Below are 11,419 nucleotides of genomic sequence, written 5' to 3' on the forward strand. Positions count from 1 at the left end.
GGGACAACACTGATCGATCAGCGGTAGTAGTCGGGATAGTCCGTATCGGCGGGCCGGCGGTGGCCGCCGCGCGAGGGCGACGCCTGCGACGACTGCGTGGACTGGGTGGTCTGCGTCGGCTGGTCGGCCCCGAGGCCGCCGTTCGCGCCGCTTCCGTAGAGCTCGCCGTAGGAGGGCCAGCTTCCGCCGGTGTTCTGAGCCGGCTGAGGCCAGGCGGGCGACGGCGCGCCCGGCGTCGCGTAGCGCTCGGCGTCGTAGCCGCCGTACCCCTGACCGGACCCGGCGGGAGAGTCGTCGCCCGAGGACGGCAGGTCGCGCCCGGTGGGCGTCTCGTACGCCGAGACCGCGCGGGACGGCCCCGTGGGCAGCCCGGCCGCGGGAGTCGTCCCGTTCACCGAGTCGGAGTCGTCGATCGTGGCCCAGCCCGGGCGCACCTCGTACGAAGGCGCGGGCGAGGGGGAGGGCGCGGACGGGGCGGCCGTGTAGCCGTCACGGGACGCGTACCCGTCGTAGGTGGGCAGTTGGTAGTCGGCCGTCTTCCACGTCTCCTTGGAGGATCCGGACGCCGGGGTCGGCTCGTCGAGGATGTCGTAGGAGCCGGCCGCCGGGTAGGCGGGCTGCGCCGGCCAGGAGCCCCCGGCAGGGAAGTCGCCGGTCGCCCCGGGAGCCGCCGGGCCGGTGCCGAGAGGGTCGTACGACGCGGCGGGCGGGAAGGACCCGCTGCCGCGCGAACCGCCCGTGGCGCGCGGCGTCTCGTACGAGCCGGTCGAGGAGCGGCCCGCGTCGAAGGGACCGGTCGCGCCGTGAGAGGAGTCCAGGGGGCCGGCCGGACGGGAACCGCCGGAGCGCGGGCTCTTGGGCGCCGGGCCACCGGAGAGGGCGCCGCTGGAAAGGGCGCCGCTGGTCAGCGGATCGTTCGCCAGCGAGCCTGTCGGGTGCGGGGCCGCTGCGAGCGGGCCGGTGTTCAGGGGGCCCGACAGCGGGTCGTGCGACGCTCCAGCGGCGGGACGGCCCGCGTTGAACGGGCCCGTGACGGCACGGGAGGCGTCGGCGCGGACCGGGTCGGGCCGTGCGGGGGTGGCGGCGCGCCCGGTGTCGGCACGCCCTGGCTCGGCGTTCCTGCCGGAGCCGCGCCTGGTGTCGGTGCGCCGGGAGTCGGCGCCACGGCCGGGGGCGGTGCGCGCGGGGTCGTTGCCCGCGTCGGAGCGGCGGCGGGGCTTGGCGCGCGAGTCGGCCACGCCGAGCGGGTCGGCCGGGTCGGGCCGGGAGCCGCGGCGGCTGCGGGAGGACGGCTGCGGGGTGCCTATCGCGCCGAGCACGTCGGCGGCGGGCGTCTGGGGGATGGGGGCGGAGAAGGTGACGGTGCGCTCGGACGCCGCCGCGGCGGAGGGGGTGGTGTTCCGCGAGGGTTCCACCAGGTCGGCGAGGCCGGCCGGCCGGGTGGGAAGGGGCGCTTGGACGGTGGCGGCGTTCGCGTCGACGCCTTCCTTCTCCTTGGCGTCCTTGGCGTCCTTGGGGGAGGCGGCCTTGGCGGGAGAGGGCACGGAGTTGGACGGCGAGGAGACGTCGGGGCGGCTCTGTCCCATGCGAGCCGCGATGGTGCCGCCGAAGGCGCCGTCGTCGGCGCGGACGCGGCTCCAGTAGTCGTCGTCGTAGTCGTCTGCCTCGCCCCACTCGTCGACGCCGCGGCGGCCACGGTTGGAGGCGGCCTGCTTGCCACGGGGAGCGGGACGCCCGCCGGGGCGCCCGGCGGGACGGGAGGCGGGCCTTCCGTTGCCCGGGCGCAGGCGTGCGGTCGCCCGCTCGGGCTCCTGGAAGGCGTCGAAACCCTCGGGGAAGCTCTCGAAGAACGTCTCCTCGGCGGGACGCCCGGGACGCTTGGCGTTCGGGTCGTCAGCCTGCTCGGCCATCTTGCGCAGCCGCTCAGGAGGCAGGTTGCTCTCCCGGCGGTTCATCGACCGCATGCCGAGTGCCACGACCACAAGGACGAGGAGCACGACGGCGACGAGGCCAAAAATGACCGCGATCATTGCACCACCTTCATGGCCATGGCCTTCCAGTGGCGCTGGTGAGATCGCGCGGCCATCGACGCGACCTTCCCCCGTTGACCACCTGCGCTCCGGGATTGCATCTGATTCTGTCCGACCACTATGACCGTTGTCACACCCTACGAGAAGAACTGGTATCCATAACTACCTCTGGTGCTCAGCATGTCACTCGATGTGGGCCGCCGAGAGACGTCCCCGAGCGATCGTGTGCCGGGCGATGTCCTCCAGCGTCTCGCGGAGGGCGGCGCCCTCCTTGCGTTCGATCTTGGCGTCGAGCGCGTAGACACTGAAACGATAGGTGTCATCGGGGCGGCACGGGGGCGAGTAGCCCACCTTGCCGCTCGACGTGAGGCCCTGCAGCGCGCCTCTTGGCACGCTGTTCTGCGCGAGCTCGGTGGTGAGCGGGTTGATGTCGAACAGCACCCAGTGCACCTCCGCCGCTCCTTGCGCGTTGTTCGCGTCGACCACCAAGGCGATCGACTGGGTCGCCTTCTGCGGCACACCCGACCACCTCAGGGGCGGGTTCCCGACCTTGCCCGTGCAGGAGTACTCGGCCGGGAGGGGCGCCTCGTCGCGGAACCGAGGGCTGGAGACGCTGAGCCCGTCCAGCGACCTCTCGGCCGGTGAACCGGCGCCCACGATCCCGCAGCCGGCCGACGCCGCCGCGACGACCGCCGCGATCACAGCGATACGTCCGCTGCGTCCCCTGCGCCCTACGCGCACGGACTTTCTCGGCTGCCCCATGCCCGCTGATGCTACGCGGATCTGAGGGGTGCGCTGACCCCATCGCCCGAATGAGCGGCGCCGGGAAGTCCGTTAATCGGCCACAATCGAGGCATGGATGGCGCGAAGTCGGACACGCGCGTGAGCTTCGGCGTGCTCGGCCCGCTGGAAGTCCGTCACGCCGGCGGGCGGCTCGCGATCGGCGGCCGGAGGCTGCGAGCGCTTCTCGCGCTACTGCTGCTCAGCCCCGGACGAACGGTGCCTTTCGCTACCCTGGTCTCGGGGGTGTGGGAGACCGAACCACCGAGCGGAGTCGGCAACGCGCTGCAGGCTCTCGTCTCCCGGCTCCGCGCGACTCTGGGCCGCGATCTGGTGGCCGCGGAGACGTCAGGTTACCGGAAAGCCGCAGAAGGCCCCGTCCTTCAGGACTCCGTTGGCTAATACGCGTTGTTATGCGGTGATGGCCTGCCGTAACCCGCTGAAGTGTGAGGTCCGAGTCCGACCCAGGGGCGTCCCGGTCAGCCACGCGTCGAGACGGACTAAGTTGATCGCCGTGGCGGTCAACACGCTCTGCAGATGAGTTTTGGCCAGTCCGATGTAGCGGGACCGGCGCTGACCGTGTCCGCGGACCGCTTGCGAGATCGTCCCTTCGACACCGGCGCGAACCTGATAGCGGCGTTGCCAGTCCTGGCTTTGCTGGATGGCTCGCGCGTGCGCGAGCGCCTCGTGCTGTTCGCGCGGCCGGAGCGTGAGTTTGCGGGAGGCTGTCGCCGATTTGGTGCACCGGGCACGGACCGGGCATGGAGTGCAGTGCACATGAGAGAAGTTCACCTTGATGACCGGGAGCCCGGTCCGGCTGCGCTGGGCCGCCATAGACAAACTGGCATGCCCCTGCGGGCAGATGACCTTCTCCTCATCCCAGTCGACGTGGAAATCCGTGGTCTGGAACGCGTCGGCATCCTTGGTCTGCCAGCTGGTGTCGGCCGAGACCGGGCCGAGGATGTCGATCCCGAACCGGTCCCGTGCGGTCACCAGCTGCTCGGCGCTGACATACGCACTGTCGACGGCGTGCTCGTCGGGCAGCATTCCCCGCCGTTCCAAGCCCTGGTGAACCAGCGCGGTGACCTCGCTGTCGTCCACCGGAGCGGGTGTGGTCGCCACATGCGTGACCAGGTGTGGCCGATACGGCTCACACGTCTCGGTCAGATGCACCTTGTAGCCGGTCCAGCCACTGCCGCGCTTGACCGCGTAGCGAGCGTCGGTGTCATACGGGCTGGCCAGCCGGTGGCGACCGGCCGGCATATCTTTCTGCTCGCGCAGCCGCACCCCGGTGTGGTCACGGTAGTACTGCTGGATCCAGCATCTACGCAGGGTCTGCACGGCCTCGATCTGATAGAGCCACGACGGCGCGTCGCGGTGGTAGATGGCTTCAAGCAGCGCATATCCGTCCTGACCCACGATGGTCGCATGCTCCACGCGGGCCTGTTCCCCCTTGGGCAGCCGGTAAGGAGTCAGCGCGCTGGTCATACCGCTCACACCACTCCTGGCTGATCAGCGGGGCAAGCCAGGACGGCGCCGCCGCCAGCGCGTTCAAGGCCGCACGCACCGCTTCGACCACCAACTCCAGCCGGTTCAACGTCCGAGCGGCCGACAGCACGTGAGTGGAGTCGGTACGCGCGCGACCACCCGCGCGCAACAGCCGAGCCTGCCACGCACGTTCCAGCAGCAGTTCCAAAATCCGCTCCTCGGCGGAGCCGACGATCACACGGTCTCGGAACTCGCTGAACACCGAGAAGTCGAACCCGGCGTCTTCCAACTCCAGGCCCAGTGCGTATTTCCAGTCCAGCCGGCCGCGAACCGCATCGGTGGCCTGACGGTCTGACAACCCTTCAGCGTACTGCGACACCAGCGCGAGAGCCACCCGGGCGGGTGACTCGGCGGGTCGCCCGTCACCAGGAAACAGGTCGGCAAAATCATCGTCGCTGAAGATCGTCCCGAGCACGTCCCGGAGCCGCATGCACATGTTGCCCTTGGGAAACGCGCCTGTTGCCACCTTCCGGGTCGCCTCGGGAATCTCCATGAACGACTCCGGACGCATGGACACGCTTCTCGCCCTTCCACCCCAAATCGGATCTTGCGCAGACCCTAATCAGAGTCGCCAGGAACGATCAACCAGGTTCGCCAACGGAGTCCTTCAGGGCGGGGATGAATGCGGTCCCCTTCAGGGGATGGCCCGATGGAGGCGGGGCAGGCCCGAGCGTGTAGCGCGTCTCGGTCCTGCTGGGTGGTCAGGTGGGTCGGCGTTGTTGTTCGATGTAGGCCTTGATGATCGTGAGTGGTGCGCCGCCGCAGGAGGCTGCGAGGTATGACGGGGACCACAAGTGGCCGTGCATGATGGCCTGGTTGACGCGGCCGGTGAACTCTTTGCGCAGGTAGTGCGAGGACACTCCTTTCAGCGAGTTGACCAGCTTGGAGATCGCGACCTTGGGCGGGTAGTGGACCCGCAGGTGGACGTGGTCGTGTTCGCCGTTGAACTGTGTGAGTTCGGCCTCGAAGCTGTCGCACACCTCGATCATGATCTGTTCGCAGCGGCGCAGCATCGCGTCGTCGAACACGTCCTTCCGGTATTTCGTCACAAAGACCAGATGGACGTGCATAGCGGAAATCACGTGTCTGCCACGCCGACTGCCGAGGGCAGGTAAGACCAGGTGAGGCAACTCCGATCCTGGCACCGCCCGAAACCTACGACCCGCAAGCGGCGTAGCAGAAGCAGTAAGAACCCCACGGCGACGTGGGGGAGTCCCCGGCGTTCACGCCGGGGAGGATGTCAACGACTGGTTATATCTCCGGATCAGGTCGACGCCCACCGCTTCGAACGGCTCGTCGCCGACGGCCGTACAGGTGGCAGGAGGCCAGGGATGTGCTGGAGAGGGCGAAATCGCCCCCCTCGCCACAGTCTGACCCCCGGCCGGACGACGGGACCCACGCTCCTCGCCGGGGGGAGTTCGATCGTCGGCCAGGGCGGCGGGTTCGTCATCCTCGCCGCAGGGTGGCCCGCCCCCCGGCCGGGCCGGCGCGTCAGCCGCGGGAGCGGAAGGCGCGCAGGGACAGGGGGGCGAAGACGAGCGCGATGCCGAGGGCCCAGATCAGCGAGATCGTCGCGTGGCTGGCGACCGGACCCCCGCTGAGCAGGCCGCGGACGGCGTCGGCCAGGTGGGTGACCGGGTTGACGTCCACCCATTTCTGCAGCCACCCGGGCAACGTGTTGGTCGGAACGAAGGCGTTGGAGGTGAAGGTCAGCGGCATCATCACCGAGAACGCGATGATCTGCACCTTCTCGGGCTCGGAGGCGACCAGGCCGATGAGCACCGACAGCCAGGACATCGCCAGGGCGAACGCCAGCAGCAGCGCGAGCGCGCCCACCACCCCGGCCACTCCGGTGTGGATCCGGAAGCCGAGCACGGCGCCGAGGCCGACGAACAGGGCGAAGGCCCACACCTGCTTTAGCGTGTCGGCCACGATGCGTCCGGCGAGCGGCGCCGAGCGGGCGATCGGCAGGCTGCGCAGCCGGTCGAACACGCCCTTGGTGATGTCGGTGCTCAGCCCGATCGCGGTCGTCAGCGTCGCGAACAGCATGTTCTGCACGACCAGGCCGGGCAGCGAGAACTGCAGGTAGTCGGTGGTGGACCCGGAGATCGCGCCGCCGAACACGTAGGTGAACAGCAGCAGGAACATGATGGGCTGCACCGACAGGTCGAGCAGCTCCATCGGGTTGTGCTTGATCTGCACCAGGCTCCGCCAGGCGAGCGTCATGGTGTGCCGCAGCGCGGTGGCGGGGCCGATGCGGCCCGGGATGGCCGGCACGGGGGCGGTGAGCGTCGTCATGCGGGCACCTCCTCCTTCTCCTTGGTCTCCGCGGAGGTCTGGTCTTCGGCGCGGTGACCGGTGAGGGCCAGGAACACCTCGTCGAGGCTGGACTTGCGCAGGCTCAGCTCGGCCGCCACCACCCCGAGGTCGTCGAGGCGGCGAACGATCGCGGGGACCACCGTGGGGTCCTTGATGTTGACCGTGGCCTGGCCGCCGGTCAGGTCGGGGCGGTCGCCGATGATGTCGGTGATGACGTCGGCCACCAGATCGAGGTGGTGGGCGTGCATGGGCCGGACCTGGAGCACCTGGGCGCCCGTGGTGGCCTTCAGCTCGTCGGAGGTGCCCGAGGCGATGACCCGGCCGTGGTCGAACACCACGATGTCGTCGGCCAGCTCGTCGGCCTCCTGGAGATACTGCGTGGTGAGGAGGACGGTGACGCCGTCGGCCATCAGGCCGCGCACGACGTCCCAAAGGTCGGTGCGGCTGCGCGGGTCGAGACCTGTGGTCGGCTCGTCGAGGAACAGGACCTGGGGCCGCCCGACCAGGCTCGCCGCGAGGTCGAGCCGGCGGCGCATGCCGCCGGAGAAGGTCTTGGCAGCCCGGCCTCCGGCGTCGGTCAGGTCGAACCGCGACAGCAGCTCGCTCGCCCGCCGCCTGGAGTCGGGGCGGGACAGGCCGAGTAACCGGCCGATCATCACGAGGTTCTCGACGCCGGTCAGCGTCTCGTCGACCGCGGCGTACTGCCCGGTGAGGCCGATCAGCGAGCGCACCCTGTGGGCGTCCTTGACGACGTCGAAATCGCCCACCTTGGCGTGGCCGCTGTCGGGCCGCAGCAGGGTGGCGAGGATGCGAACGGCGGTGGTCTTGCCCGCGCCGTTCGGCCCGAGAACTCCGAGCAGGCGCCCCTCTGGAACGACGAGATCCACACCATCGAGGGCGCGCGTCTCGCCGTAGTGCTTCACCAAACCTTCAGCCTGGACCGCATATCGCATAGCTTCAACTCCTCAGTCAACGGGCTGGGGGTCACGCTCGGCTCGCGGTCCGAGTGACTGACTCCGAGTCTGGCCTACCGCACTGACATTTCTCTGAGCTGACGTCCCGGGCCCCGCCCGGCGGCTGACAAACCGCTGACAGCGGGCACCCGCCCCTGATGGACACGCGATTCCGCCCCGAATCCCAGGGGGTGCTCCCTGGTGGCGGGAACAGGGATATGCCGGTCCCGGGTCGGGTCGGGCTGGAGGACGGTCGCGGTGCTGCTGGGGTGGCGATCTAGTTAGGCTGGTGGCGTGCCTGCTCCCCTGCGTGACCCCGCCAACCGGGTATCGCGCCGCGCGATCACACTGTGGCTGCTGGAGGCGCTGATCGGTTTCCTCCTGCTCGTCGGAGGGGCCGCTCTGGTGGCTTCGTGGATCGACGGTTCCGGCTGGTCGTGGGTGCCCTCCTGGCTCTCCGGGAACATCTGGTGGCTGCCGGGGGTGATAGCCGTCGTGGAGCTTCCGTTCGTGGTCATCGAGCCGCTGTGGCGCTATGCCGTCCACCGGTGGGAGCTCTCGGGAGACGTCGTCTACGCGCGCTCGGGATGGTTCAGCCGGCAGTGGGTCTTCATCCCCGTCAGCCGCATCCAGACGGTCGACAAGGAGCAGGGCTGGTTCGAGCGCCTTTTGGGCCTCGCCACGGTGGAGATCCGCACCGCCTCGTACGCCGGATCCTCCTCCATCAAGGGGCTGGACGTCGGCGTGGCCGCCCGTCTGGCCGAGGACCTCGCCCACCGGGCCCACGAGCTCAGGGACGACGCGACATGACCGAGGACTCCGGCGCCCCCGCAGAGCCGGGGGCAGGGCCGCCCGGCGTGTGGGGGAGCGGGGCGGTGGCGGTCGCGCCGTCACGGCTCAGCCCGCTCGTGCTGCTGATCGACCCGGTGCGCATGCTGCCCTCGCTGCTCCTGCCCCTGGTGGGTGTGCTGTTCGTGGGAGGCTTCTCGCCGTCGTCGTTCTTCTGGGCGATGCTGGCGATCGTCGGCTCGGTGGGGTACGCCGCCGTGCGCTGGGCCACGTTCACCTTCCAGATCGTGGGTGACCGGCTGGAGCTCACCCGATCGCTGGTCAGCCGTTCGGTCAGGACCATCCCCCTCGAACGCATCAGGGGCGTGGACGTCACGACGCCGCCCCTCCACCGGCTGTTCAACCTGGCCGTCATCCGCATCGACACCGGAGCGAGCGGCGGCGCCAAGCAGGAAGGCGAGCTCGACGGCGTTCCGCTCCCCGAGGCCGAGCGGTTGCGCCACATCCTCCTGCGCCGCAGCCAGGACGCCCGTCACGAGGAGCACGCCGAGACGGCGGGAGCCGGGTCCGCGTCCTCCGGCGCGCGTACGCCCACCTCCACCGCCGTGGACGAGCGGGTCTACGTACGGGTGCCCTGGTACTGGCTCCTGTACGGGCCACTGTCCGGCGCGTTCCTGCTCACGCCGTTCGCCCTGCTGGGTGGTGCCATCGGCCTGGCGTTCCAGTGGGGCAGCGAGTTCGGCCTCAGCGAACGGGTCGCCATCACCGTGGGCGAGTGGCTGTGGAACCGGCCGATCCTGCTCGTCCTGGCCGGGCTCCTGCTGGTGATGGCCATGCCGGTGGCGGGCGGCGTCATGTACGCCGTGTTCAACTGGAACTTCACGCTCCGGCGCCGCGGCTCCTCCCTCGTCGCCGAGCGCGGGCTGGTCACACGGCGCAGCGTGGCACTGGAGCACCGCAGGATCCGGGGCTACGAGATCGCCCAGGGTCTCCTGGAACGCCGGGCGCGGGTGGCGCGGTTGTGGGCGATCGTCACCGGCCTCGGCGACTCGCGTACGAGGGGACAGTTGCTGCCGGTCGTACCGCGAGACTTCGCCATGAAGGTGGCCGCCGAGGCGATCGGCCCGTTGGATGCAGGGCTACGGCCCCATCCTCCGCAGGCACGGCAGAGGCGGCTGTTCCGCGCCGTCGCCCCGGGGGTCGCCGTCGCCGTCGCGGCCGTCCTGCTCGGCTGGCCCTGGATCGGCGTGCTCGCGCTGGTCGTGGCCGCCCTCGGCGTTCCCCTCGGGCTCGACCGCTACCGCTCCCTCGGTCACGCCTACGACGGCGCGCGGCTGTCGGTACGGTCGGGCTCCCTGCCCCGGTCGCAGGCGGTGGTGGAGCGCCGGGCCGTGGTGGGCTGGACGGTCCGCCAGACCTGGTTCCAGCGGCGCTCGGGAGTGCTGACCGTGATCGCCGGTGTGGGCGCGGGCAGCGGCGGCTACGCGGCGATCGACACGGGCGAGGACCAAGGCGTCCGCTTCGCCGCCGAAGTCACCCCCGAGTGGCTCGCCCCCTTCATCGCCGGCAGCTGACACAACCGTGCTGTGGAGCGGGGCCGTGCCGGAGTCGCCTTGGGTGGTTCGCGCCCTTCGTCACCGGTCATTGACACGGCACGCGCTATGGATTGAGGCCGTTCCCCAGGGACGCACCGTTGCTCGTCGGTTGAGGCGGTGCTGGTGGGCGATCGCCTTGATACGGCCGTAACGGGGTCCTTGTTCGTCGGACGGGTCCGCCCGCGTGATCATCCGTCCAGGGACGGCTGTGGATGATCTCGCGGGCGGATGATGATCCGGTTCGGACCTGGCCGCAACGCCCCTCGGTGGGCGGCCAGGGCGGGCGGCGCCGCAGGGTCCGTTAGTCCTGGCGGCGGGCGCCGAACATGATCTCGTCCCAGGTCGGGACCGAGGCACGGCGGCCCCGCCCCCCCTTGCGTGCCGGTCGTGCCGGCTTCGGCGCCTGCGGAGGAACGGCCGGCGGCTCGGCGGCCTTGACTTCCTTCTCGGGCTTCTCAGGCTTGTCGGGCTGGTCCGACTTGTCCGGCTCGGTGGCCGCAGCGGGCCGGTCCGCCATGTCGCCGCTGGTACGGGCGGCGGGCACGGCGACCGGTGCCTCTTCGGTCTCCTCGGCCTTCTTGGCGGCGGCCGGAGCCTTCTTGGGGGAAGGGGCCGGGGCGGGACGTGCGACGGGAGGCGCCGGCACGGGCCGTCCCGCCTTCCTGTCCGAGGAGGCGCCGGGAGCCTGGCGGGCGGGCGTGTTCTCGGTCCCGGAGGTGACGGGAGCCTGGCGAGCAGGCGTGTTCTCGGTCCCGGAGGCGGACCCGGATTCGCTCGCCGGAGTGGGCGTGACCTGGGACTCCGGCGCGGGCGCAGGGGTCCGCGCGGCCTGAGCGGCGGGCTTGGCGGCCGGTGCCCGCGTCACCTCGGCCTGAGGCTCCGCGACGGGGGCCTTGACGACCTGGACTTCCGGCTGGGCTGCCGCCGGAGCCGGAGCCGGAGCCGGAGCCGGAGCGGCCTCGGTCGCGGGCTCGTGCGCCGGAGCCTCCGCTGCCTGGACCTCAAGTGCGGGGGCGGGCGCCGCCGTGGCCTGGACTACGGATGCCTCTGCCTGGGCCTGTGCCTTGGCGGGCTCGGGCTCGTGCGCGTCGGCCGTGCTCGGCGAGGTCGATGGCATGGTCGATGGCGTGGTCGTTCGCCCGGCCTCGGCGACCTCGCCGGTGGCGGCCCTCAGGGCCACCTCGTCCGGATCGGCCGGTGTGGAAGACGGCGAATGAGGTGCGGCCACGGCAGAGGCGGGACGGGCAGCGGGCGCCGCGGTAGCGGCGGGCTCGGAGTGCAGGGCCGCGGTCGGCTCGGCGGCATGGTCACCCGTGGTCTCGGCAGAGCGGTGAGCCGTGGGCTCGGGAGAGCGGTGAGCCGTGGGCTCGGGAGAGCGGTGAGCCGTGGGCTCGGGAGAGCGGTG

The 11,419-nt window shown here is 70.8% G+C and carries 8 protein-coding genes and 2 pseudogenes; 3 read left to right on the forward strand and 7 right to left on the reverse strand.

What is annotated here, in order from left to right; translation table 11 throughout:
• Positions 1-17: 17 nt before the first annotated feature.
• Together AB0O34_RS09845 and AB0O34_RS09850 are read right to left on the reverse strand one after the other, a co-directional pair.
• Positions 18-2,030: a hypothetical protein gene (locus AB0O34_RS09845; RefSeq protein ID WP_363914597.1), complete on the reverse strand. Its 2,013-nt coding sequence runs from the start codon at positions 2,028-2,030 to the stop codon at positions 18-20.
• A 183-nt stretch (positions 2,031-2,213) separates the two neighbouring features.
• A complete protein-coding gene (locus AB0O34_RS09850; protein WP_363914599.1) occupies positions 2,214-2,792 on the reverse strand; it encodes a YbhB/YbcL family Raf kinase inhibitor-like protein in 579 nt (192 codons plus the stop codon).
• 93 nt (positions 2,793-2,885) lie between these two features.
• Here AB0O34_RS09850 and AB0O34_RS09855 point away from each other — a divergent pair, with 93 nt between their 5' ends.
• Complete coding sequence (locus AB0O34_RS09855; protein ID WP_363914601.1) at positions 2,886-3,212, forward strand: winged helix-turn-helix domain-containing protein; 327 nt, start codon at positions 2,886-2,888, stop codon at positions 3,210-3,212.
• A gap of 9 nt (positions 3,213-3,221) precedes the next feature.
• On the opposite strand, the pseudogene AB0O34_RS09860 reads toward AB0O34_RS09855, so the two are convergent.
• The 4 genes and pseudogenes from AB0O34_RS09860 to AB0O34_RS09875 form a co-directional block, all read right to left on the reverse strand.
• Positions 3,222-4,875 (reverse strand): annotated as a pseudogene (locus tag AB0O34_RS09860) (IS1182 family transposase).
• A gap of 184 nt (positions 4,876-5,059) precedes the next feature.
• The gene (gene tnpA / locus AB0O34_RS09865) at positions 5,060-5,479 is read right to left on the reverse strand and encodes an IS200/IS605 family transposase (RefSeq protein ID WP_363914677.1); all 420 of its coding nucleotides are present in this window, start codon (positions 5,477-5,479) and stop codon (positions 5,060-5,062) included.
• 370 nt (positions 5,480-5,849) lie between these two features.
• Positions 5,850-6,656 (reverse strand): ABC transporter permease, encoded by an 807-nt coding sequence (locus tag AB0O34_RS09870; RefSeq protein WP_363914603.1) that lies wholly within the window; start codon positions 6,654-6,656, stop codon positions 5,850-5,852.
• Positions 6,653-7,630: an ATP-binding cassette domain-containing protein gene (locus AB0O34_RS09875; RefSeq protein ID WP_363914605.1), complete on the reverse strand. Its 978-nt coding sequence runs from the start codon at positions 7,628-7,630 to the stop codon at positions 6,653-6,655. Before AB0O34_RS09875 ends, AB0O34_RS09870 begins: the two co-directional genes overlap by 4 nt.
• Positions 7,631-7,924: 294 nt before the next feature.
• On the opposite strand from AB0O34_RS09875, the gene AB0O34_RS09880 reads away from it, so the two are divergent.
• Together AB0O34_RS09880 and AB0O34_RS09885 are read left to right on the forward strand one after the other, a co-directional pair.
• Positions 7,925-8,440, forward strand: coding sequence for a PH domain-containing protein (locus AB0O34_RS09880; protein WP_363914607.1), 516 nt, complete (start codon positions 7,925-7,927; stop codon positions 8,438-8,440).
• Entirely contained in the window at positions 8,437-9,993 is a 1,557-nt protein-coding gene (locus AB0O34_RS09885) for a PH domain-containing protein (protein WP_363914609.1), read from the forward strand. The genes AB0O34_RS09880 and AB0O34_RS09885 overlap by 4 nt, the downstream gene beginning before the upstream one ends.
• Before the next feature lie 322 nt (positions 9,994-10,315).
• Here the strand turns inward: AB0O34_RS09885 and AB0O34_RS09890 are convergent.
• Positions 10,316-11,419 (reverse strand): annotated as a pseudogene (locus tag AB0O34_RS09890) (hypothetical protein); the annotation flags it as partial.

Origin of the sequence: Sphaerisporangium sp. NPDC088356 (genome assembly GCF_040685555.1) — a bacterium.
Taxonomy (GTDB): Bacteria; Actinomycetota; Actinomycetes; order Streptosporangiales; family Streptosporangiaceae; genus Sphaerisporangium.

Coding starts and splice junctions, on each gene's coding strand:
- AB0O34_RS09845 (WP_363914597.1), bottom strand. CDS start 2,030: ATGATCGCGGTCATTTTTGGCCTCGTCGCCGTCGTGCTCCTCGTCCTT.
- AB0O34_RS09850 (WP_363914599.1), bottom strand. CDS start 2,792: ATGGGGCAGCCGAGAAAGTCCGTGCGCGTAGGGCGCAGGGGACGCAGC.
- AB0O34_RS09855 (WP_363914601.1), top strand. CDS start 2,886: ATGGATGGCGCGAAGTCGGACACGCGCGTGAGCTTCGGCGTGCTCGGC.
- AB0O34_RS09870 (WP_363914603.1), bottom strand. CDS start 6,656: ATGACGACGCTCACCGCCCCCGTGCCGGCCATCCCGGGCCGCATCGGC.
- AB0O34_RS09875 (WP_363914605.1), bottom strand. CDS start 7,630: ATGCGATATGCGGTCCAGGCTGAAGGTTTGGTGAAGCACTACGGCGAG.
- AB0O34_RS09885 (WP_363914609.1), top strand. CDS start 8,437: ATGACCGAGGACTCCGGCGCCCCCGCAGAGCCGGGGGCAGGGCCGCCC.